The organism is Pseudomonas sp. Irchel s3b2 (assembly GCF_900187445.1).
In the GTDB taxonomy this organism is placed as follows: Bacteria; Pseudomonadota; Gammaproteobacteria; order Pseudomonadales; family Pseudomonadaceae; genus Aquipseudomonas.
This window is the reverse complement of record NZ_FYEB01000003.1, coordinates 129,122-151,430: the sequence shown is the minus strand read 5'-3', so window position 1 is coordinate 151,430 and position 22,309 is coordinate 129,122. Positions and strand designations below refer to the sequence as shown.

22 protein-coding genes are annotated in these 22,309 nt (G+C 60.5%); 18 read left to right on the top strand and 4 right to left on the bottom strand.

The annotated features are described in order from the left end of the window. Positions 1–95: 95 nt before the first annotated feature. From CKW20_RS10270 to CKW20_RS10190, 17 genes are all read left to right on the top strand, one after another. A complete protein-coding gene (locus CKW20_RS10270) occupies positions 96–830 on the top strand; it encodes a glycosyltransferase family 2 protein (protein WP_095052814.1) in 735 nt (244 codons plus the stop codon). Then, the gene (locus CKW20_RS10265; RefSeq protein WP_095052813.1) at positions 827–1,774 is read left to right on the top strand and encodes a glycosyl transferase; all 948 of its coding nucleotides are present in this window, start codon (positions 827–829) and stop codon (positions 1,772–1,774) included. The genes CKW20_RS10270 and CKW20_RS10265 overlap by 4 nt, the downstream gene beginning before the upstream one ends. Then, positions 1,755–3,299, top strand: coding sequence for a histidine ammonia-lyase (hutH, locus tag CKW20_RS10260; protein ID WP_095052812.1), 1,545 nt, complete (start codon positions 1,755–1,757; stop codon positions 3,297–3,299). The genes CKW20_RS10265 and hutH overlap by 20 nt, the downstream gene beginning before the upstream one ends. After that, positions 3,292–3,717: a thioesterase family protein gene (locus CKW20_RS10255; RefSeq protein WP_095052811.1), complete on the top strand. Its 426-nt coding sequence runs from the start codon at positions 3,292–3,294 to the stop codon at positions 3,715–3,717. Before hutH ends, CKW20_RS10255 begins: the two co-directional genes overlap by 8 nt. Continuing rightward, positions 3,714–4,316 carry an outer membrane lipoprotein carrier protein LolA gene (locus tag CKW20_RS10250; RefSeq protein WP_095052810.1) on the top strand — a complete coding sequence of 201 codons (603 nt, stop codon included), beginning with the start codon at positions 3,714–3,716 and terminating at the stop codon, positions 4,314–4,316. Before CKW20_RS10255 ends, CKW20_RS10250 begins: the two co-directional genes overlap by 4 nt. Beyond that, positions 4,300–6,639 carry an MMPL family transporter gene (locus CKW20_RS10245; RefSeq protein WP_095052809.1) on the top strand — a complete coding sequence of 780 codons (2,340 nt, stop codon included), beginning with the start codon at positions 4,300–4,302 and terminating at the stop codon, positions 6,637–6,639. The genes CKW20_RS10250 and CKW20_RS10245 overlap by 17 nt, the downstream gene beginning before the upstream one ends. Continuing rightward, positions 6,636–7,796, top strand: a complete 1,161-nt coding sequence (locus CKW20_RS10240) for a sodium:proton antiporter (RefSeq protein WP_095052808.1) — start codon at positions 6,636–6,638, stop codon at positions 7,794–7,796. Before CKW20_RS10245 ends, CKW20_RS10240 begins: the two co-directional genes overlap by 4 nt. Further along, positions 7,783–9,030 (top strand): NAD(P)/FAD-dependent oxidoreductase, encoded by a 1,248-nt coding sequence (locus tag CKW20_RS10235; RefSeq protein WP_095052807.1) that lies wholly within the window; start codon positions 7,783–7,785, stop codon positions 9,028–9,030. Before CKW20_RS10240 ends, CKW20_RS10235 begins: the two co-directional genes overlap by 14 nt. Further along, positions 9,027–9,752 carry a class I SAM-dependent methyltransferase gene (locus CKW20_RS10230; RefSeq protein WP_095052806.1) on the top strand — a complete coding sequence of 242 codons (726 nt, stop codon included), beginning with the start codon at positions 9,027–9,029 and terminating at the stop codon, positions 9,750–9,752. Before CKW20_RS10235 ends, CKW20_RS10230 begins: the two co-directional genes overlap by 4 nt. Beyond that, entirely contained in the window at positions 9,752–10,234 is a 483-nt protein-coding gene (locus CKW20_RS10225; protein ID WP_095052805.1) for a DUF3261 domain-containing protein, read from the top strand. Before CKW20_RS10230 ends, CKW20_RS10225 begins: the two co-directional genes overlap by 1 nt. Then, a complete protein-coding gene (locus CKW20_RS10220) occupies positions 10,231–11,427 on the top strand; it encodes a beta-ketoacyl-[acyl-carrier-protein] synthase family protein (RefSeq protein ID WP_095052804.1) in 1,197 nt (398 codons plus the stop codon). Before CKW20_RS10225 ends, CKW20_RS10220 begins: the two co-directional genes overlap by 4 nt. Further along, entirely contained in the window at positions 11,424–11,882 is a 459-nt protein-coding gene (locus CKW20_RS10215; protein ID WP_095052803.1) for a hotdog family protein, read from the top strand. The genes CKW20_RS10220 and CKW20_RS10215 overlap by 4 nt, the downstream gene beginning before the upstream one ends. Continuing rightward, entirely contained in the window at positions 11,882–12,610 is a 729-nt protein-coding gene (gene fabG, locus CKW20_RS10210; RefSeq protein WP_095052802.1) for a 3-oxoacyl-ACP reductase FabG, read from the top strand. Before CKW20_RS10215 ends, fabG begins: the two co-directional genes overlap by 1 nt. After that, positions 12,610–13,836, top strand: a complete 1,227-nt coding sequence (locus CKW20_RS10205) for a beta-ketoacyl-ACP synthase (protein ID WP_095052801.1) — start codon at positions 12,610–12,612, stop codon at positions 13,834–13,836. Before fabG ends, CKW20_RS10205 begins: the two co-directional genes overlap by 1 nt. Positions 13,837–13,866: 30 nt before the next feature. Beyond that, the gene (locus CKW20_RS10200; protein WP_095052800.1) at positions 13,867–14,313 is read left to right on the top strand and encodes an excinuclease; all 447 of its coding nucleotides are present in this window, start codon (positions 13,867–13,869) and stop codon (positions 14,311–14,313) included. A 452-nt stretch (positions 14,314–14,765) separates the two neighbouring features. Continuing rightward, entirely contained in the window at positions 14,766–15,290 is a 525-nt protein-coding gene (locus CKW20_RS10195) for a DUF4822 domain-containing protein (protein ID WP_095052799.1), read from the top strand. 102 nt (positions 15,291–15,392) lie between these two features. After that, entirely contained in the window at positions 15,393–15,833 is a 441-nt protein-coding gene (locus tag CKW20_RS10190; protein ID WP_095052798.1) for a hypothetical protein, read from the top strand. A gap of 135 nt (positions 15,834–15,968) precedes the next feature. Here the strand turns inward: CKW20_RS10190 and CKW20_RS10185 are convergent. Both CKW20_RS10185 and CKW20_RS10180 read right to left on the bottom strand, forming a co-directional pair. Beyond that, positions 15,969–17,188, bottom strand: a protein-coding gene (locus CKW20_RS10185; protein ID WP_371857415.1) for an IS3 family transposase whose coding sequence is annotated in 2 segments (ribosomal slippage) — positions 15,969–16,843 and positions 16,843–17,188 — 1,221 coding nt in all. Because the reading frame shifts where the segments join, the coding sequence is not laid out codon by codon here. 118 nt (positions 17,189–17,306) lie between these two features. After that, entirely contained in the window at positions 17,307–18,209 is a 903-nt protein-coding gene (locus CKW20_RS10180; RefSeq protein ID WP_095052796.1) for a LysR family transcriptional regulator, read from the bottom strand. 153 nt (positions 18,210–18,362) lie between these two features. On the opposite strand from CKW20_RS10180, the gene CKW20_RS10175 reads away from it, so the two are divergent. Further along, positions 18,363–19,604, top strand: coding sequence for an MFS transporter (locus CKW20_RS10175; protein WP_371857421.1), 1,242 nt, complete (start codon positions 18,363–18,365; stop codon positions 19,602–19,604). Between the two features lie 62 nt (positions 19,605–19,666). Here the strand turns inward: CKW20_RS10175 and hemE are convergent, their stop codons facing one another. Both hemE and CKW20_RS10165 read right to left on the bottom strand, forming a co-directional pair. Next, the gene (hemE, locus tag CKW20_RS10170) at positions 19,667–20,734 is read right to left on the bottom strand and encodes a uroporphyrinogen decarboxylase (protein WP_052965076.1); all 1,068 of its coding nucleotides are present in this window, start codon (positions 20,732–20,734) and stop codon (positions 19,667–19,669) included. A gap of 153 nt (positions 20,735–20,887) precedes the next feature. Then, positions 20,888–22,306 carry an FAD-dependent oxidoreductase gene (locus tag CKW20_RS10165; protein ID WP_063341817.1) on the bottom strand — a complete coding sequence of 473 codons (1,419 nt, stop codon included), beginning with the start codon at positions 22,304–22,306 and terminating at the stop codon, positions 20,888–20,890. Positions 22,307–22,309: the final 3 nt, after the last annotated feature.

Here is a 22,309-nt window from a genome sequence, read left to right as displayed (position 1 = left end):
GTTTACCCTGAAAGACCTCGAATACCGGTTTACGATCGCTTCACGGCCGGACGCAGGCTTCGCCAGCTGCTACAAGGACAGGGGTGTGAACCAACATGCATAACCCCTGCGCCGTAATCCCGGTCTATAACCACGAAACCGCAATCACCGCCGTGCTCGATGCGCTGCTTGCCAGTGGCCTGCCATGCATTCTGGTGGACGATGCCAGCAGCCCGGCCTGTGCCAAGGTGCTTGACCAACTGGCAATGCGCGACAGGGTTTACCTGATCAGGCTCACCGTCAATCAGGGCAAGGGTGGCGCAGTAATGACCGGTCTGCGGGAAGCCGCGCGCCTGGGCTTCAGCCACGCCTTGCAGGTGGACGCCGACGGCCAGCATGACCTGCAAGACGTCAAAATCTTCATCGAGCATTCGCGCACTCATCCTGAGGCGGTAATCTGCGGTTATCCGCAATACGACGACAGCGTACCGAAGGGCCGTTTGTACGCCCGCTACCTGACGCACGTGATGGTCTGGATCAACACCCTGTCGCTGCAGATTCGCGACTCGATGTGCGGCTTTCGCGTCTATCCATTGCCGCCGACCCTGGCACTGATCGACTCGGCCAGGATTGGCAAGCGCATGGACTTCGACTCCGACATCCTGGTACGCCTGGCCTGGCGCAACATGCCAATGCAGTGGCTGAAAACCAAGGTCCATTACCCCTTGGATGGCGTCTCGCATTTCCGCCTGTTCCACGACAATGTACTGATTTCGAGCATGCACACCCGGCTGTTCTTCGGCATGTTGCTGCGGGCACCGGTGATCCTCTGGCGACGGTGGCGAGCATGAGCGACAACGCAGACAAACAGCACTGGGCCGACCGTGAAGAGCGTGGCAGCTTCTGGCTGATGAAGTTCACCGCGCTCTGCGCAAAAGTCTTGGGCCGTCGGTTGTTGAGCCCGTTGCTGTACGGCATCGTGCTGTACTTCTTCCTGTTCGGGCGCAGCGCCCGCCAAAGCGCCTGGCAATACCAGCAGCGGCTCGCTGACTGGAGCGGTCGGCGCGAATTGCGCCCGACCCATTGGCGGGTGTTCGGCCAGTTCATGGCCTTCGCCGACTCCATGCTCGACAAGCTCGACGTGTGGAACGGCAAACTGAGCATCGAGCAGATCGAAATCATCGACCCGGCGTTGCTGCGCAATCAACTGCGCGGCACACGCGGACAAATGCTGGTGGGCGCACATCTGGGCAATCTCGAGGTCTGCCGGGCGCTGGCCGAGATCGGCGAGAAAGTCACCATGAACGTGCTGGTGCATACCAAGCACGCCGAACAATTCAACCGTCTGCTGGGCGAAGCCGGGGCGACCAATCTGCGGCTGATTCAGGTCAGCGAGCTGGACCCGGTGATCATGCTGCAACTGCATGAACGCCTGGAGCGCGGCGAATGGCTGGCGATTGCCGGCGACCGCGTGCCGTTGCATGGCGGGCGCAGCGTGACGGTGGATTTTCTCGGCCATCAGGCAGCGTTCCCGCAAGGCCCTTGGTTGCTGGCCGGTCTGCTGAAATGCCCGATCAACCTGATGCTGTGCCTGAAGAAACCCACGGGCGACTATCGACTGACCCTCGAACCGTTCGCCGACGCCATCGTGTGGAAACGCAGCGACCGCGAACAGGTCATTCATCAGTGGGCCTCCCGCTACGCCGAACGCCTGAGTCACTATTGCCTCGAAGCGCCCCAACAATGGTTCAACTTTTACCCTTTCTGGAAGACCGATGACGACGCCAACGCTTGAGCCGGTAACCTTCGGCGAACTCCCTTTGCGCATCGAAGACGTGCTGGCCCTGGCCAACCGTCAGGTGCCGACGCAGTTGCAGGGCGACCCCGAGTTTCGCCAGCGCATCGCCAAGGGTCCGCAATTCCTTGATTCCCTGTTGGACAAGGAAGGCGTGATCTATGGCGTGACCACCGGTTATGGCGACTCCTGCGTGGTGGCGGTGCCGCTGCACCACGTCGAAGCCCTGCCCCGTCATCTGTATACCTTCCACGGCTGCGGCCTGGGCAAACTGCTCGACGCCCAAGCCACCCGCGCGGTGCTGGCGGCGCGTTTGCAATCGCTTTGCTACGGCGTTTCCGGGGTACGCGTGGAACTGCTGGAGCGTCTGCAAGCCTTCCTCGAACACGACATTCTGCCGCTGATTCCGGAAGAAGGTTCGGTGGGCGCCAGTGGTGATCTGACGCCGCTGTCCTACGTCGCCGCAACCTTGTCCGGCGAGCGCGAAGTGATGTTCCGTGGTGAGCGTCGACAAGCCGTCGATGTGCACAGCGAACTGGGTTGGGAACCGCTGGTATTGCGTCCGAAAGAAGCGCTGGCGCTGATGAACGGCACTGCCGTAATGACCGGCCTCGCCTGCCTGGCTTACGCCCGCGCTGATTACCTGCTGCAACTGGCCACGCGCATCACCGCGCTGAACGTGGTCGCTTTGCAGGGCAACCCGGAGCACTTCGACGAGCGCCTGTTCGCGGCCAAACCCCATCCAGGGCAGATGCAAGTCGCCGCGTGGCTGCGCAAGGATTTGGCGATCGATGCGCCGACCGCGCCGCTGCATCGCCTGCAAGACCGCTATTCCCTGCGTTGTGCGCCGCACGTGCTCGGTGTGCTGGCAGACAGCCTGAACTGGCTGCGCTCGTTCATCGAGATCGAACTCAACAGCGCCAACGACAACCCGATCATCGACGCCGAAGCCGAACGCGTGCTGCACGGCGGGCACTTCTACGGCGGCCATATTGCGTTTGCCATGGACAGCCTGAAAAACCTGGTGGCCAACGTCGCCGATTTGCTCGACCGTCAGCTCGCGCTGCTGGTGGACGAGCGTTACAACCATGGCTTGCCGAGCAACCTGTCCGGCGCCACCGCCGACCGCGCGATGCTCAACCACGGCTTCAAGGCCGTGCAGATCGGCACCAGCGCCTGGACCGCCGAGGCGCTGAAAAACACCATGCCGGCCAGCGTCTTCTCGCGTTCCACCGAGTGCCACAACCAGGACAAAGTCAGCATGGGCACCATCGCCGCTCGCGACGCCATCCGCGTGCTGGAACTGACCGAACAGGTCGCCGCCGCCACGCTGCTCGCCGCCAACCAAGGCGTCTGGCTGCGCGGCCAGGCTGAAGACGCGCGCCCACTGCCACCGGCATTGGCCGCGATGCACGAAGAATTGGCCAAGGACTTCCCGCCGGTCATCGAAGACCGTGCCCTGGAAGGCGAATTGCGCCTGTGCCTGCAACGCATCGCCGAACAACACTGGAGGCTGCATGCGTAGCAAGGGAGTGCTTCACACCGACACGGAAATCCTCGTACCGTTCTTTGACGTCGACACCATGAACGTGGTCTGGCACGGACATTACGTCAAATACCTGGAAGTCGCCCGCTGTGCGCTGCTGGACAAGATCGGCCACAACTACGACGCCATGGTGGCGTCGGGTTACGCGTGGCCGGTGATCGACTTGCAGCTGCGCTATGTGCGCGGCGCGGTGTTCGGCCAGAAGCTGAATGTGCGCGCCAGCCTGGTGGAGTGGGAAAACCGCCTGAAAATCAATTACCTGATCAGCGATCTGGCCAGCGGCGAACGCCTGACCCGCGCCTGTTCCGTGCAAGTCGCCGTCGACATGAGCAGCCGCGAAATGCAGTTGGCTTCACCGAAGGTGTTCACCGACGCGGTTGAAAGGATGCTGCCATGAATTCGCTGTTCAAATGCCTCGGCGCTTTAGCGTTGCTCGGGATTTCATCATTGGCGCAGGCTTTCGATCTACAGCAACTCAGCGATCAACTGGCCAAACCCGATGTGATCCACGGCAGTTTCATCCAGGAAAAACACTTGCGCGCTCTGCCCCAGCCGCTGACCAGCAAGGGCACCTTCGTTTTGGCGAAGAATCACGGCCTGCTCTGGCTGCTGAAAACGCCACTGCAACAGGACTACCGCATCAGCGACAAGGGTATTGCCCGGCGTGATGCCAACGGTTGGGAAATGCTGCCGAACAAGAGTGCCGGCGCCGAACAGAACCGTTTGTTCCTCGCGGTGCTGCAAGGCGACAGCAGTGGCCTGCAACGGGATTTCGAACTGTCGCTGAGCGGCGATGCACAGAACTGGAAGCTGACCCTGACCCCGCGCTCGATGCTGCTCAAGCAGGTGTTCAATCAGATCAACATTGACGGCGGCGAACTGGTGCACAGCATCGAGCTGCTCGAAACCCAGGGTGACCGAACCCTGTTGCGCATGCAGGACAGTACCAGCGCACAACCTTTGAGCGATGCGGAGCAACATGACTTTGCCGAGTGAACGGATGCTGCCGCGGCTGTTTCTGATCCTGCTGCTGGCGGTGCTCGCGCTCGCCGGCTGGCAATGGCGTGACGACGCGCCGCTGTCGGCCAACCTGATGGAACTGGTGCCAGGCACCGCGCCGGACGCGCTGGAACTGCGCGCCGAACAACGCATGCAAGAACCGCTGAACCGGGAAATGCTGGTGCTGGTCGGCCATAAAGAGCGCCAGCAAGCCATCGCCATGGCGCAAAAACTCGGCGAGCAGTGGCAGGCCAGCGGCGTCTTCGAAAAGGTCCAGTGGAACCTGCAAGCCGACTTGCCGGCGCTACGCACACAATTGCTGCAAGGCCGATTGGCAATGCTGTCCGTGGCCGACCGGCAGCAACTCATCGAACACCCCGACGCCTTTATCCAGCAACGGGTACAAGCTCTGTTCGACCCGTTCACCGGCTTCAGCCTGGTGCCGAGCCAGGACGACTGGCTCGGCCTGACCGGACGCATCCAGAACAGCCAGCCGCAACACGGTTCGGTGCAACTGGACATCGGCAGCGGCGCGCTGGTTGCCGATGCCGACGGCAAGAGTTGGGTCATGCTGCGGGCGCGAACCGCCGGCAACGCGTTCGACATGAACCTGCCGCTGCAAGTGGCCGACCTGCTCCAGTACAGTCGCGAAGAAGCCGCCCGGTCGGATGTGCAACTGCTCGCCGCCAGCGGCCTGTTGTACGCCGCCAGCGGTCAACGGCAAGCCGCTCGCGAAATGACCTGGGTCGGCGGCGGCGCCACGGTCGGGATTTTGTTGCTGCTGTTGCTGGCCTTCCGGCGTTGGCGGGTGTTGTTGGCGTTCGTCCCGGTGCTGGTGGGCATGCTGTTCGGCGCAGTGGCCTGCGTGGCGCTGTTCGGTCACATGCATGTGATGACGCTGGTGCTGGGTTCAAGCCTGATCGGCGTGGCGGTGGATTACCCGCTGCATTACCTGTCCAAAAGCTGGAGCCTGAGACCCTGGCACAGCTGGCCGGCGTTGCGCCTGACCCTGCCGGGGCTGACGCTGAGCCTGATCACCAGTTGCATCGGCTACCTGGCCCTGGCCTGGACGCCGTTCCCGGCCCTGACCCAGATTGCCGTGTTTTCCGCCGCCGGCCTGCTGGGCGCCTATCTGTCGGCAGTGTGCCTGTTGCCGGCACTGCTCAAGGGTGTGGATCTGCGGCCGGCGCAATGGCCGATGCGTATCGCCGAGAAGTTGCTGGAGCTGCGTGAATCGCTGCTGAAATACTTGCGCACGCCGGTACTGCTGGCACTGCTGATCGCCTTTTGTGTCGGCGGTCTGTTGCAGCTGCAGAGCAAAAACGACATTCGCCAATGGGTCGGCACGCCGCAGCAACTGACTGACGAAGCCCAGACCATCGCACGCATCACCGGCTATCAACCCACCAGCCAGTTCTTCCTGGTGCGCGCGTCCAATCAGCAGGAGCTGCTCGAACGCCTGACGGCACTGAGCGAGCGTCTGGATCAGTTGGTCAATCTGGAAAAACTTCAGGGTTATCTGTCGCTCAATCAACTGGTCAGCCAGCCGAGCGAACAGCGCAAAGTGCGTGAAGCACTGAACAAGCTGCCGCAGTTCTGGCAACCGTTGCTCGCCCTCGGCGTGCCGGCCGCCGCGTTGCAGGCCGAGTTGGCAACGTTGCAGGCGCTGCCCATCGAAGACATCGACGCAGCGCTGGCTGGCCCATTGGCCGAGCCCTATCGCACGCTGTGGCTGGGGCCGACCGATGACGGCGTGGCTGCGATGGTCAGTCTGCAAGGCTTGAACAATCCTGCGCTGTTGCGGGTCCAGGCGCAGGACTTGCCGGGCGTGGAACTGGTGGACCGCCTCGGTGAACTGAACCAGGTTTTCGCCGCCACCCAAATCAGCGCCGCTGAATTGAAACTCGCCTCCTGCGTGCTGATCGTGCTGGTGCTGATCCTGCCATTCGGTTTCGGTGGCGCGCTGCGAATCGTCTCCCTGCCGTTGCTGGCGGCTCTGTGCAGTCTGGCAAGCCTCGGTTGGCTCGGTCAGCCGCTGACGCTGTTCAGCCTGTTCGGCCTGCTATTGGTGACGGCCATCAGCGTCGACTACGCGATCCTCATGCGCGAACAGATCGGCGGCGCCGCGGCGAGTCTGCTGGGCACCTTGCTGGCAGCGGTGACCACCTGGCTGTCGTTCGGCCTGCTGGCGGTGTCCAGCACGCCGGCGGTGAGCAACTTCGGCCTGTCGGTGAGCCTCGGCCTGGCATTCAGTTTCATTCTGGCGCCGTGGGCCGGACGCCAAGTCCACATCGCACCGATTACGGAGCCGGCAGCATGATGGTCGCGGTGTTCTGGGCGATGGCCCTGGTGTTGTTCGCCATGGCCACCCGTATCGGTCGTCATTTCGGTTTGATTCCGATCGTCAGCCAGTTGCTGCTGGCGACCTTCGGCCTGCCGTTGCTGATGTACTTCTGGATCGAACCGGGCTGGCACCTCAGCGGTGCCGACCTGATCTCGCCGAGCTGGCTGAAGAACCTCTACAGCCTGAGCTTTGCCTTGCTGCTGGGGCACATCCTCAGCGACGTGATCGACCTGCGGCTGGAACGCCAGAGCCTGAAAATCGCCCTGCCGAGTTTCTGCATTCCGTTTGCCTGCGGGCTGGCAACGGCGGTCTGGCTGTTGCCCCCGCAGCCGTGGATCAGCTCGCTGGCAGTCGGTCTGCTGTTCGCCATTACCGCGATTCCGGTGTTGTATCTGTACCTGCGACACATCAACTACCCGCCCGCCGCCACCCGGCGTCTGGTGCAAACCGCGATCCTGATCGACCTGACCTGCTGGACTCTGTTCGCATTCGCCCAAGGCAGCCTGCACCTGAGCAGCCTCTTGCTGCCGCTGGCCGGCGCCTGCCTGCCGTTGGTGCTGCGACTGCTCGGGTTGCGCCAACCGTTGCTGCACAGCGGCTGCTTCTTCGCGCTGTTGGTGGTCGCCGAACACTTCAAACTCAATGCGCTGATTTTCGGCATCGGCTATCTGCTGTGCATGGCCGCGCTCAAGGTGCCATTGGTGCTGCCATTACCGGCGGCGTGGATGAACCGTTTGCAGACCTGGATCGCCATCCCGCTGATCCTCACGTTCGGCATCGTGCAGATCAACGTGCACAGCGCCATCGACAGTCTCGGCGGCGTGCAACTGGCCGCGCTCCTGCTGCTGCCTATCGCCAGCAAACTGTTGGGCAACTGGCTGGGCCTCGGCTGGGCTGGCGCCTCGTTTGAAGGTGCCAGCCGCTGGCGGGAAAGCCTTTTACTGAATATTCGTGGCTTGAGCGAGATCGTCTTTCTCAACCTGCTGCTGCAACAACAACTCATCAGCCCGGCGCTGTATTTCGCGCTGATGTTGATGGGCCTGATCGCAACCCTGCTGCCGGCACTCGCCGGCATGCACCGAATCCCTTTGAACATCGCCGCCCCGGCAAGGAGCACCCGTGCCAACAGTTGAAATGGAACGTCGTCAGGTGATGGTGATCGGTGCCGGCCCCTCGGGCGCCATCGCCGCCGCGCTGCTCAAGCGCAAAGGTCATGATGTGCTGATGATCGAGCGCCAGCATTTCCCCCGGTTTTCCATCGGTGAAAGCCTGCTGTCCCACTGCCTGGATTTCGTCGAAGAAGCCGGCATGCTCGAGGCGGTGAACGCCGCCGGTTTCCAGCGCAAGAACGGTGCGGCGTTCGCTTGGGGCGATCAGTACAGCGCCTTCGATTTCGGCGACACATTCACCAACGGCAAGCCGACGACGTTCCAGGTTCAGCGCGCCGACTTCGACAAGCTGCTGGCCGATCAGGCTGAGCTGCAAGGTGTCGATGTCCGTTATGGCGAAGCCATTGTCAGCGCCGATTTCAGCCTGCCGAAACCGCAGCTCGATGTGCTCCGCGAAGATGGTAGCCAATACCGCGTCGAGGCCGATTTCGTGCTCGATGCCAGCGGCTACGGTCGCGTGCTGCCGCGTTTGCTGGACCTTGAAGCACCGTCGAACTTCCCGGTGCGCCAGGCCGTGTTTACCCACGTCGAAGACTGTATCGACAGCCCGGCTTTCGACCGGGAGAAAATCCTCATCACCACCCATCCGACCCAGCGTGACATCTGGTTCTGGACCATCCCATTCAGCAATGGCCGTTGCTCGGTGGGCGTGGTGGCGGCCGCCGAACACTTCGAAGGCCGCACCGAGAATCTGGACGACTGCCTGCGCGGCTTCATCGCCGAAACGCCAAGCCTGGCCGGTGTGCTGAACAATGCCGTGTGGGATACACCCGCGCGGACCATCGGCGGCTATTCGGCCAACGTCAAAACCCTGCATGGCCCAGGTTTCGCCTTGCTGGGCAACGCCGCGGAATTTCTCGACCCGGTGTTCTCCTCCGGTGTGACCATCGCCATGCGTTCGGCGAGCATGGCCGCCGGGGTGCTACACCGCCAATTGCAAGGTGAAAGCGTCGACTGGCAGACCGAGTTCGCCGAACCGCTCAAGCGCGGCGTCAACACCTTCCGTTGCTACGTCGAAGGCTGGTACGCGGGAACCTTTCAGGATGTGATTTTTTATCAGGGCGGCACAGCGGAAATCCGCCGCATGATCAGCTCGATCCTCGCGGGTTACGCCTGGGATGAGCGCAACCCGTTCGTCAGCGAACCCAAACGTCGACTGCGGATGATCTCGGACCTTTGCGCACAGGATCCGACATGAGTTATTTGAGCGACAACTACGTCGAAGAAACCCGTTTCGGTTTCTGGTTTCTGCGCAGCCACACCTGGCAGCACCATGTATTGCGAGTGGCGATCAATGATTTGCGTGGCCTGTTCTGCGCACCATTGCCCGAAAGCCCGGTGCTGTTGGATGCCGGTTGCGGCCAGGGCAAGTCGTTCCGTTACCTGCGCCAGACCTTCGCGCCTCGCCGCCTGATCGGTCTGGATGCCGACCCGCACAGTCTGAACCTGAGCGGCGAAGAAGCGGCCCGCCAGGGCATGGATGTAGAACTGATCGGTAGTGACTGCGCCAGCATCAAAATACCGGACGCCAGTGTCGATCTGCTGTTCTGTCATCAGACCTTCCATCACCTGGTCGAGCAGGATCAGGCCCTGGCCGAGTTCTATCGAGTACTCAAGCCCGGAGGCTATTTGCTGTTCGCCGAGTCCACCGAGGCTTACATTGATACGTGGGTGATTCGCTGGCTGTTCCGCCACCCGATGCACGTGCAGAAGAGCGCCGCCGGCTACCTGGACATGATTCGTCGGCAGGGTTTTGAATTCGGCCCGCAGAACGTGTCTTACCCTTACTTGTGGTGGAGTCGCGCCAAGGATTTCGGCCTGCTCGAACGCTTCGGCCTGCGCCGGCCCAAAACCTTTGGCCAACGGGAAGAAACCCTGGTCAATGTAGTCGCGCGCAAGCCCCTTGAAGGGTGTGCCTAATGATCCGTTTCCTGCTTCTGGGTTGTGTCCTGTTGCTGAGCGCTTGCGCCAGCCAGGCACCGTTGCCCGAGCGAACCCCGAACCTGGCGTTGCCGCTGCAACTGCACATCGAACGGCAGATGGCCGAGCAGCGTCAGGACTGGCTGCTGGTGATCCAGCGTGAAGGCCCGGGCATTCGCTGGTCGATGATGGACCCTTTGGGGATTCCTGTGGCACGGCAAAAACTGATCGATGGCCAATGGCAGGCCGACGGTCTGCTGCCGCCCAATCCGGAAGCCCGGGAGCTGTTCGCTGCCTTGTTGTTTGCCTTGACCCCTGAAGGTGAGTTGCACAGCAACTATCCCGCCGCCCGGGAGGATGGCGGGCAACGGTCCTTGTCACCACGCTGGAACATCCGCTATTCACAAACACTGAGCTTTGAATTGAACGTATCCCAAGGCCCGCACTATCGCGTCACTCCGTTAGGCGAGCAAACGCCATGACGGCTTATCTGAATGCCCTCGGGGTGATCTGCGCCCTCGGCCGCGACAAGCAGGAAGTCGCCCGCAACCTGTTTGCCGGCGATTGCTCGAGCATGCGCAGCGAGGCCGGCTGGGTGGTGGAACGCACGCTACCGGTCGCGGCGGTGCGCGGTGAGTTGGCGCCGATTCCGGCTGAGCTGGCGCATCAAAGCAGTCGCAACAATCAATTGCTGCTGGAGGCCGCGCTGCAAATTCGCGAAGACATCGAGCAAGCGATCCAGACCTACGGCCGCGACCGTATCGGCGTCATTCTGGGCACCAGCACCTCGGGCATTCACGAGGCCAGCAGCGGTCTGGCCCATTACATCCGAGAGCATCAGTTCCCTGCCGATTATGACTATCAGCAACAGGAACTCGGCGCGCCGGCGACGTTTCTCGCCGACTGGCTGCAATTGAGCGGCCCGGCCTATGTGATTTCCACCGCCTGCACCTCCAGCGCCCGCGCGCTGATGAGCGCCCAACGACTGCTTGATCTGGGCATATGCGACGCCGTGTTGTGCGGCGGTGTCGACAGCTTGTGCAAGCTGACCCTCAACGGTTTCTCGGCCCTGGAAGCGGTGTCCGAGCAGCGCTGCAACCCGTTTTCAGCCAACCGCAACGGCATCAATATCGGCGAAGCGGCGGTGCTGTTTCTGATGAGCAAAAACGCCGGCAACAGCCAACCGATTGCCCTGCTCGGCAGTGGCGCCAGCTCCGATGCACACCATATTTCCGCGCCGGAGCCGACCGGCCGTGGCGCCCTGCAAGCGATGCGCAAAGCCTTGAGCCGCGCAGGCCTGCAACCGCAGCAGATCGGTTATCTGAACCTGCACGGCACCGCCACCCAACACAACGACGCCATGGAAAGCCTGGCGGTGACGACGCTGTTCCCGCAAGGCGTGCCCTGCTCCTCAACCAAACCGATGACCGGCCATACCCTCGGCGCTGCCGGTGCCCTGGAAGCGGCGTTCTGCTGGTTGAGCCTGAGCGCGGACAACCGCGTGCATGCCCTGCCGCCCCACGTCTGGGACGGCCAGCCCGACCCCGAATTGCCGGCCCTGCATTGGGTGACCCCGACTGACCACCTGACGTCCATTGCACCTCGCTACCTGATGAGCAATTCCTTTGCCTTCGGTGGCAATAACGTCAGCCTGATTATCGGAGACGCCCCATGATTACCTGGCCGCTCGCCGAACTGCTGCCGCATGCTGGCGACATGATCCTCATCGAGCAAATCCTGTCGTTCGATGACGAGCAGATTCACACCCGACTCACCGTCAGACCCGACGGCCTGTTCAATCGCCCCGACGGCAGCCTGCCGGCCTGGGTCGGCATCGAGCTGATGGCCCAGAGCGTCGCCGCGTACGCCGGCTGCCATGCGCGCCAGAAAGGCAATGCGGTGGAGTTGGGTTTCCTGCTCGGCACCCGCAAATTCGAATGCAACGTGGAACACTTCCCCGCCGGCACCGAGTTGACCATCCATGGGATACGCTCGCTGGAAGACGACAACGGCATGGGTGTGTTCGAATGCCACCTCACTGCCCCCGGCATCCACGCCACCGCCCGGCTGAACGTGTTTCGCCCGCCTCAGGCCGCGCAATATCTTCATGAACCCCAAGGAGTCGAGTGATGACTGAATCCGTACTGGTCACCGGCTCCAGCCGTGGTATCGGCCGCGCCATTGCGTTGCGTCTGGCCCGGGCCGGGCATGACATCGTGCTGCACTGCCGCAGCGGTCTGTCGGACGCTATCGCGGTAAAGGCCGAAGTGGAAGCCTTGGGCCGCAACGTGCGCGTCCTGCAATTCGACGTATCCGACCGTGCCAGTTGCAAAGCTATTCTTGAAGCCGACGTCGAAACCCACGGCGCCTATTACGGCGTGGTGCTCAACGCCGGCCTGACCCGCGACGGTGCTTTTCCGGCCCTGAGCGAGGAGGATTGGGATCTGGTGATGCGCACCAATCTCGACGGTTTCTACAATGTGCTGCACCCGGTGATGATGCCGATGATCCGTCGTCGCGCCGCCGGGCGAATTGTCTGCATTACTTCGGTGTCCGGGTTGATCGGCAATCGCGGCCAGGTCAATTACAGCGCGTCCAAGGCCGGTTTGATCGGCGCAGCCAAGGCGCTGGCGATCGAACTGGGCAAGCGCAAAATCACGGTTAACTGTGTCGCACCCGGCCTGATCGACACGGCAATGCTCGATGAAAACGTGCCGGTGGAAGAACTGATGAAAATGATCCCCGCACAACGCATGGGCACCCCGGAAGAGGTGGCCGGTGCGGTGAATTTCCTGATGTCGGCGGAAGCGTCGTACATCACCCGGCAGGTTCTGGCCGTCAACGGAGGCCTGTGTTGATGAAGCGCGTCGTCGTCACCGGCATGGCCGGCATTACCTCACTGGGCAGCGATTGGGACACCATCGCCGGCAACTTCGCGGCCAACCGCAGCGGTATCCGCCGCATGGACGAGTGGGATCGTTTTACCGAACTCAACACCCGCCTGGCCGGGCCGATCGATGACTTCAAGGTGCCAAGCCACTGGACCCGCAAGCAACTGCGCAGCATGGGCCGCGTCTCGCGCCTGGCCGTGGGCGCGGCTGAACAGGCCCTGGCGGACGCCGGGCTGCTGGGCGACGAATCGATCAAGGACGGGCGCATGGGTGTTTCCTGCGGCTCGTCCACCGGCAGCACCGACGAGATCAAGGCGTTCGGCAACATGCTGCTCAACTCGGTGGCCGAAGGCCTGAACGCCAACTCCTACGTGCGGATGATGCCGCACACCACAGCGGCGAATATCAGCATCTTCTTCGGCCTCACTGGCCGACTGATTCCGACCTCCAGTGCCTGCACCAGCGGCAGCCAGGGCATCGGTTATGCCTATGAATCGATCAAGTTCGGCCGCCTGCCGCTGATGCTCGCCGGCGGCGCCGAAGAGCTGTGCCCGACCGAAGCCATGGTGTTCGATGCGCTCTACGCCACCAGCCTGAAAAACGATGCCCCGCAAACCAGCCCTCGCCCTTACGACACCGGACGCGATGGCCTGGTGATCGGTGAAGGCGGCGGCATGCTGGTGCTCGAAGAACTCGAACACGCCCTGGCACGCGGCGCGCACATCCACGCCGAGATCGTCGGTTTCGGCAGCAACGCCGATGGTCAGCACGCCACCCGCCCGGAGCAGCTCACCATGCGCCGAGCCATGGAGCTGGCGCTGGAAGATGCCGGACTGCAGCCTTCGGCCATCGGCTATGTAAATGGCCATGGCACCGCTACAGAACAGGGCGACATTGCCGAAACACTGGCCACCAGCGCGTTGTTCGGCGAACACATGCCGATCAGTTCACAGAAGAGTTTCCTCGGTCACACCCTGGGGGCCTGCGGCGCGCTGGAGTCCTGGTTCAGCATCGAAATGATGAACCGCGACCAATACGTACACACCTTCAACCTCGATGAGATCGATCCGCAGTGCGGCAAGCTCGATTACCTGCGCGGTGAATTCCGGCAGATGAGCAACCAGTACGTGATGAACAACAATTTCGCTTTTGGTGGGGTCAACACCTCGTTGATTTTCCGCCGCTGGTCGTAATCGGAATTACTCAGGGTCAAGGAGACCTCCATGCACTTCAAGAAACTCGCTGCCGTCACCACCCTGCTGATCTGCGCAATGCCGGGCATCAGCCAAGCCCGTGACACCGCGGTGTATCTGCCTTTTGACAAAGCAGTCGCCGAAGCAACCCGCGCCGGCAAAATCGATGGCAGCGTGAAATTCTACCTGGCAGGCAATACACCGACTGGCAACGTCACCGTAGTCAGCGCGGGTGCCGTGACCAACAAGAAAACCAACGCCTTCAACAAGTCTGACGAAGTGGCCTGCGAATGGGTCGCACAATCGGCAATCATAAGCCTGCACCAGGCAGCGAAGAACGCCGGCGCCAATGCCGTGACCAACATCGTCAGCTTCTACAAGAAAAATGAGCGCAAGGATGCCAAGACCTATGAGTGCCACGCCGGGGCGCTCATGGCGGGCGTTGCGTTGAAAGGGGATTTGGCGAAGGTTCAGTAACGCCTGACGCGGACTAGCCGCGACACACTCAGGTATTACCGAGGATCAAAAGATCGCAGCCTTCGGCAGCTCCTACATAGATCGGCGTAGGAGCCGCCGCAGGCTGCGATCTTTTAAACGCTTTACGCGTCAGCAACTCCACAAGCGCCCTGCCATCGGCGATTTCTGATCCTTGCGCTGAGTCCTCGGCAAATAAATGAAACATAGGAAAACGGAGTGTGCCACTTCGGAAACGTCCTACAGCCAGTCTTGTAATTCCGATATATAGGCAAACTCCGACAACCAACATATTTAAAAACAAGTACGACAAGGCATTACTTAAAATATCGCCAAACCATTACAATTCGTTACCCCGCTATTGACCCCCCTCACTCCCAGCCTATACTTTTCACGCATTGAATTTGGATAATCAATAGCGAGCAACCAACAAAAGCAGATAAGGAGTTATCCGCATGCAAAAGAACAACATTACTTCTACATGCCTACTTCTTGCGGCATTGCTCTGCCCTCTGGGTAGTTTTGCGCAACAAGCCCCCACCACTGCCGATACTCGGGCTCTGGCATCCTCTCCTCGATGGCTGACAACCAAGGTCTATATAGAGGGTGCACCACAAACGGACGTAAAAGCGAATTATCCTGGCGTGGTCGGAATATCGACATGGGATCCCGAACGCAATCGCTATGAATTCTTTTACACCGATACGGGAAAATCAAAGTACGACAATGGAGGTGGAGGTTACTTCTTTGTCACCGGCGATCAAAAAAGCCACATTTTAGTGCCCGATGTCGGGCCAACCAAAACCGTGGTCAGGCGATTGGAAAAGTTGAATCCTAATGAATTCACCTATTCTCGCGAAGTGCCTCGCGACATGCTAGCCAACAACCCTCTAGTTCGTATCTATGTAGTTCATGCCCCCTACACCGGAACAGTAGAAACAAAGTCCGCCATCAAGCCAGATACAAATATCACAAACTGAAACCAGTCACTCATAGCACACTAAATGACTCAAGCAGTTCCGCTGGAGTAGCGTTACCGCTTGAAATCAATCTTGCCTCCTAATAAAACATGGAGTTTCAACATGCAGAAATCACTCAAAACACTCCTTGCATCTACGCTATTGATAACCTCGGCCTTTTGCGGCGCTGTCAATGCACAGTCCACAACAAATTCCCCTGCAAAAAATGCCGTTGCCACGCCAGATAATGCCGTCATGCTGACCGTCTTTTTAAAGCACGATCAATCACGGCCATTGGGCGAATTAAAGGCTCAACTTGCCAAACAAGGATTCTATAAGGCATTTCCACCTGCGGGAGTAGAGATTGTCAGCTGGAACATAATGATGGGTATCGGACAAGTCGTCACAGTGCGCTTCCCCGCCTCCCGTCTTGCTGAAGTAAACCTTGCACTTGAAAATACAGCGTGGGGAAGTTACAAAACCGAGTTCTATCCGACCTATGATTTCAAAGCGATAGCACAGGCGGAACAAAACAAGGCGCAGCAAACGCAAACAACCCAGTGATGCTAGTTGGCGCGAGCGTTAGCGAATTCATTGCGCGATGGTTGCGACTTGATGGATGTCATCAGGTGACGATTGCAGGTGCAGGTTTCGGTGTAGTGTGGACTTGCCCCTACAAAACCGGACACCAACTCCCCATTAAATTGATGCCGCCGCCAAGCGCCTGAACTCCCTCGGTGAGCGATAGTTCAAAGCACTGTGCGGATGCTGCTCGTTGTAATGCTCGAAGGCAATGGCCAGGTTGCGCAGCGCCGTTTCTCGATCCGGCTTGGGCATGTGCGCCACGTAATCACGCTTGATCGTCTTCACAAAGCTCTCGGCCATGCCGTTGCTTTGCGGGCTGCGCGCTGGTGTGGTCACCGGCTGCAAACCGATCTGTCGAGCAAACAGGCGCGTCTGTTCGGCGGTGTACGCCGAGCCGTTGTCACTCAGCCATTGCACCGGCGTGGTGGGTAGTTGATCACCAAAACGCTTCTCCACGCTTTCCAGCATCAAGTCGCGGATATCATCACCGCTGTACCCAGTCGGGCTCGCGACCCAGCCGATGGCCTCGCGATCACAGCAGTCCAGGGCGAAGGTCACGCTCAGTTTGGCGCCGTCCTCGCAGCGGAACTCAAAGCCGTCCGAGCACCAACGCGTATCGCTGGTTTCCACCGCAATACGGCCTTCGTGCCGACGCGGCACGCCGGGTTGTTTGATCCGGCGCTCAAGCAGCAGGTTGTGATCACGCATCACCCGGTAAACCCGCTTCACATTGATCGCGGGCAGCAACTGGGTTTCACGGGCGCGGCGCAGTAATCCCCAGACACGACGGTAGCCATAGCTGGGTAACTCGCTGACCTGTTGCTGGATTTCAACTACCAGCTCAGCATCGTTCACAGGCCGGCTTCGCCGCACTTTGGACGATACCAACTGCTTGATTCGAACCGTTAATTGCGAGCGCGCCACACCGAGACATTCGCTGACCAGCTTCACTGGTCGTCCCCCGGCAACAAGGGTGAGTGCGCAATCCATTTTCGCGACCGGGCGATCTCCACGGCCTCTTTGAGGATTTCTGCTTCCATCGTTTTCTTGCCCAGCATCCGTTGCAGTTCACGGATCTGCTTGAGCGCATCGCTCAACTCGGAGGCAGGCACCACGGCTTCGCCGGCACTGACCGCCGACAGGCTGCCGTCCTGATAAAGCTTGCGCCACAGAAACAGCTGATTGGCATTGATGCCGTTGCGCCGAGCGACGACCGACACACTTTGTCCTGGTTCAAGGCTCTCGCGAACCATGGCCAGCTTTTGCTCTGGGCTCCAGCGGCGCCGCCGCTCCTGGCCCAAAAGCTCCCCACTCTTATCGTTGCTGTTAGTCATAAACATAACCGTTTGCCTATCCCTTATCGTAAGGGGGAAACGGTGTCCTGTCTTTCATGGGGCTCGTTCATAGTGTCTGGTAAAGAAAAACGGGTGACCCCACTGGGGTCACCCGTTGTTAAGACTTCAATGGTTCAACCTTACGCGTCAGCAATTCAACAAACGCCCTGGCCATCGGCGATTTCTGATCCTTGCGTTGTACCAGCCACACCGCCGACACCGCTTCCGGATCCAGCAACGGCCGATACACCACGCCATCGATACGCATCCGCTGATACGACGCCGGCAACACCGACACCCCCAAACCTGCCGCCACCAAGCCGATAATCGTCATCGCCTCGCCAGCCTCTTGCGCAAAGTGTGGGCTGAAACCGGCATCCCTCGCCAGGCTGAGCAGTTGGGCGTACAGACCACTGCCATAGCTGCGTGGGAAAAATACGAACGGTTCGAGGGCCAAGGCCGAGAGAAACAAGCCCTCTTCGCTGCCGTTCACCAGCGGATGCTTGGAGCTGAGCACCGCCACCAGTGGCTCGCGCATCAGTTCCACCACGCTGAGCGAATCCGGCAAGCCCAGCGGTCGCATGATGCCGACTTCAATCGACTCGTCCACCAGTGCATCGGCCACTTGGGTGCTGCTCATTTCCCGCAGGTTCAGATGCACCGCCGGGAAGCGCTGGCGAAACGAGAAAATCGCCTGGGGAATGGTCGAATTGAATGGTGCCGACGAAGTGAAGCCGATCTTCAACTCACCCAGTTCACCAAGTTGTGCCCGCCGTGCCACATCTGCCGCTTTGCCGACTTGAGCCAGCACCAACCGCGCCTCTTCCAGAAACAGCCGACCGGCCTCACTGAGTTCGACCCGACGATTGGTCCGCTCGAAAAGCCGCGCACCGACCTCCTGCTCCAGCGCCTGAATCTGCTGGCTCAGCGGCGGCTGAGAGATGCCCAGCACCTGAGCGGCGCGGCCGAAATGCAGTTCTTCGGCGACGGCGATGAAGTAGCGCAGGTGACGCAATTCCATGAAAACTCCATTAGGTCGTTCAACCTATCAAACAGGTCGAACAATATATTGGATTGAATCATTAGGCAGCTATATGATTTTTTCATTGCCTGACCGGCTAGCGCCCCTCCGAGGTCCGAAGTGAAAACTGCTGTCGCTCCACTCGCCCATGAAATTCCGCCCACGGCGCCGGACGGTGTCGTCGCTGAGCTCAGCGAGATCTATATCGAAAAAGGCACGCCGCTGTTCATGCGCACGGTGCTGGCGCTGTTCTCGGGCGGCTTCGCGACCTTTGCCCTGCTCTACTGCGTGCAGCCGATGATGCCGCTGCTGTCCCGCGAGTTTTCCATCAACGCAGCCCAGAGCAGCCTGATCCTGTCGGTTGCCACCGGCATGCTCGCCATCGGCTTGCTGATCACCGGTCCTATCTCTGATCGCATCGGGCGTAAACCGGTGATGGTCGCCGCCCTGTTTGCCGCAGCGCTGTGCACCATGGCCAGCGCGATGATCCCGAGCTGGCAAGGCGTGCTGGTGATGCGGGCGCTGGTGGGGCTGTCGTTGAGCGGTCTGGCGGCGGTCGCGATGACTTACCTGAGCGAAGAAATTCATCCGCAGCACCTCGGCCTGGCCATGGGCTTGTACATCGCTGGCAACGCCATCGGCGGCATGTGTGGACGGTTGATCGTCGGCGTGTTGATCGACTTCGTCAGCTGGCACACGGCGATGCTGGTCATCGGAGGCCTGGCGCTGATTGCTGCTGCGGTGTTCTGGAAAATCCTCCCGGAATCGCGCAACTTCCGCGCCCGCTCGTTGCATCCGCGCAGCTTGCTGGAAGGCTTCACCATGCACTTTCGCGATGCCGGTCTACCACTGCTGTTCCTCGAGGCGTTCGTGCTGATGGGCGCGTTCGTCACGCTGTTCAACTACATCGGTTATCACTTGCTGGCCGAGCCATACCACATGGATCAGGCCTTCGTCGGGCTGCTCTCGGTGGTGTACCTGTCGGGCATCTACAGCTCGGCGAAAATCGGCGCCCTGGCTGACCAACTTGGCCGACGCAAAGTGCTCTGGGCAACCATTGTGCTGATGATTGCCGGCCTCGCCCTGACCATGTTCACACCGTTGCCAGTGGTGCTCATTGGCATGCTGATCTTTACCTTCGGCTTCTTCGGGGCGCATTCGGTAGCCAGTAGCTGGATCGGCCGTCGTGCGATCAAGGCCAGAGGACAGGCGTCGTCGCTGTACCTGTTCAGCTATTACGCCGGGTCGAGTATTGCGGGTACGGCGGGCGGCGTGGCCTGGCACCTGGGAGGCTGGAACGGGATCGGGTTGTTTATTGGCGGGTTGTTGGTGATTGCGCTGTTGGTGGCGTTGAAGCTGGCGAAGTTGCCGCCGTTAAGTGGTGTGAAAGCTTAAAAGCAAAAGATCGTGAAACAAAAACGCCCGGTCTAAGCCGGGCGTTTTTTATTGGGTCACGATTACTCGTGATACTGCGCCGACAATTCATGCACCGCACGCAGGAATGCACCAGCGTGCTCCGGATCAACTTCCGGCGTAATGCCATGACCGAGGTTGAACACGTGGCCGCTGCCCTTGCCGTAGCTGGCGAGGATGCGGCCGACTTCGGTGCGAATGGCTTCTGGCTTGGCGTACAACACGGTCGGGTCCATGTTGCCTTGCAGGGCGACTTTGCTGCCGACGCGTTGGCGCGCTTCGCCAATGTCGCAAGTCCAGTCCAGGCCCAACGCATCAGCGCCAGCGTCGGCGATGCTTTCCAGCCACAGACCGCCGTTCTTGGTGAACAGGATGACCGGAACCTTACGGCCTTCGTGCTCGCGGATCAGGCCGCTGACGATTTTGCGCATGTAGGCCAGGGAGAATTCCTGATAGGCCGCTGCGGAGAGGTTACCGCCCCAAGTGTCGAAGATCTGCACCGCTTGCGCGCCAGCCATGATCTGGCCGTTGAGGTACGAAGTGACCGACTGCGCGAGCTTGTCCAGCAGCAGGTGCATGGCTTGCGGGTTGTCGTAGAGCATGGCCTTGGTCTTGCGGAAGTCTTTCGACGAACCGCCTTCGACCATGTAGGTAGCCAGGGTCCATGGGCTGCCGGAGAAGCCGATCAACGGCACGCGGCCGTTCAGTTCGCGACGGATGGTGCTGACCGCGTCCATGACGTAGCCGAGGTCTTTGTGCGGATCAGGAATCGGCAGGGCTTCGATGTCGGCCAGGGTGCTGATGACTTTCTTGAAGCGCGGACCTTCACCGGTCTCGAAGTACAGGCCTTGGCCCATGGCATCGGGGATGGTCAGGATGTCGGAGAAGAGGATCGCCGCGTCCAGTTGCGGATAGCGGTCGAGCGGCTGCATCGTGACTTCGCAAGCGAACGCCGGGTTCATGCACAGGCTCATGAAATCACCGGCCTTGGCACGGCTGGCGCGGTATTCAGGCAGGTAGCGACCGGCCTGACGCATCATCCACACAGGGGTGACGTCTACGGGTTGCTTGAGCAGGGCGCGAAGGAAACGGTCGTTCTTCAGGGCAGTCATGTCGGCATCCGGAAAAAAAGTGCGGGCATTTTCTCAGAGCGCGACGCAAAAGGCACGGCAAGAGCTGAGCCTTTTGTCTATCGGGTCAATTTGTCGCGGTTTCACTCGCCTGATCGTTCCCACGCTCTGCGTGGGAACGATCAGTGCGGGGGGTTAGACGCCCAGGTAATCCAGGATCCCTTCAGCGGCATTGCGCCCTTCGAAGATCGCCGTCACCACCAGGTCGGAACCGCGCACCATGTCGCCACCGGCGAAGATTTTCGGGTTGCTGGTCTGGTGCTTGTACTGACCTTGTTCCGGCGCCACGACGCGGCCCTGGCTGTCGGTCTGGATGCTGAACTGCTCGAACCACGACGCCGGGCTTGGACGGAAACCGAACGCGATGACCACGGCGTCGGCCGGGATGATCTCTTCGGAACCCGGGATCGGCTCGGGGCTACGACGGCCACGGGCGTCCGGTTCGCCGAGACGGGTCTCGACCACCTTCACGCCTTCGACACGGTCTTCACCCACGATGGCGATCGGCTGGCGGTTGTAGAGGAATTTCACGCCTTCTTCCTTGGCGTTCTTCACCTCTTTGCGCGAGCCCGGCATGTTCGCTTCGTCACGGCGATAGGCACAGGTCACCGCTTTGGCGCCCTGACGAATCGAAGTACGGTTGCAGTCCATCGCCGTGTCGCCGCCACCGAGTACCACGACCTTCTTGCCTTTCATGTCGACGAAATCTTCCGGCGACTTTTCAAAGCCCAGGTTGCGGTTGACGTTGGCGATCAGGAAGTCCAGCGCGTCATGCACGCCCGGCAGATCTTCACCAGCAAAACCGCCCTTCATGTAGGTGTAGGTGCCCATGCCCATGAACACGGCATCGTATTCTTCAAGCAGTTGCTCGATAGTCACGTCCTTGCCCACTTCGGTGTTCAGACGGAACTCGATACCCATGCCGGTGAAGACTTCGCGGCGATTGCTCAGCACGGTCTTTTCCAGCTTGAACTCGGGAATGCCGAAGGTCAGCAGGCCGCCGATTTCCGGGTTCTTGTCGAACACTACCGGGGTCACGCCGCCACGTACCAGCACGTCGGCACAGCCCAGGCCGGCAGGGCCCGCGCCGATGACTGCGACACGCTTGCCGGTCGGTTTGACCTTGGACATGTCCGGGCGCCAGCCCATGGCGAACGCGGTATCGGTGATGTACTTCTCGACCGAACCAATGGTCACCGCGCCGAAGCCGTCGTTGAGGGTGCAGGCACCCTCGCACAGACGGTCCTGCGGACACACCCGGCCGCAGACTTCCGGCAGGGTGTTGGTCTGGTGCGACAGCTCGGCGGCCTGGAGGATGTTGCCCTCGGCCACCAGCTTCAGCCAGTTCGGAATGAAGTTGTGCACCGGGCACTTCCATTCGCAATACGGGTTACCGCAACCCAGGCAGCGGTGGGCCTGGTCGGCCGACTGCTGGGGTTTGAAGGGTTCGTAGATTTCCACGAACTCTTTCTTGCGTTGACGCAACAGTTTCTTCTTCGGATCTTTGCGCCCGACATCGATGAACTGGAAGTCGTTATTCAGACGTTCAGCCATTGT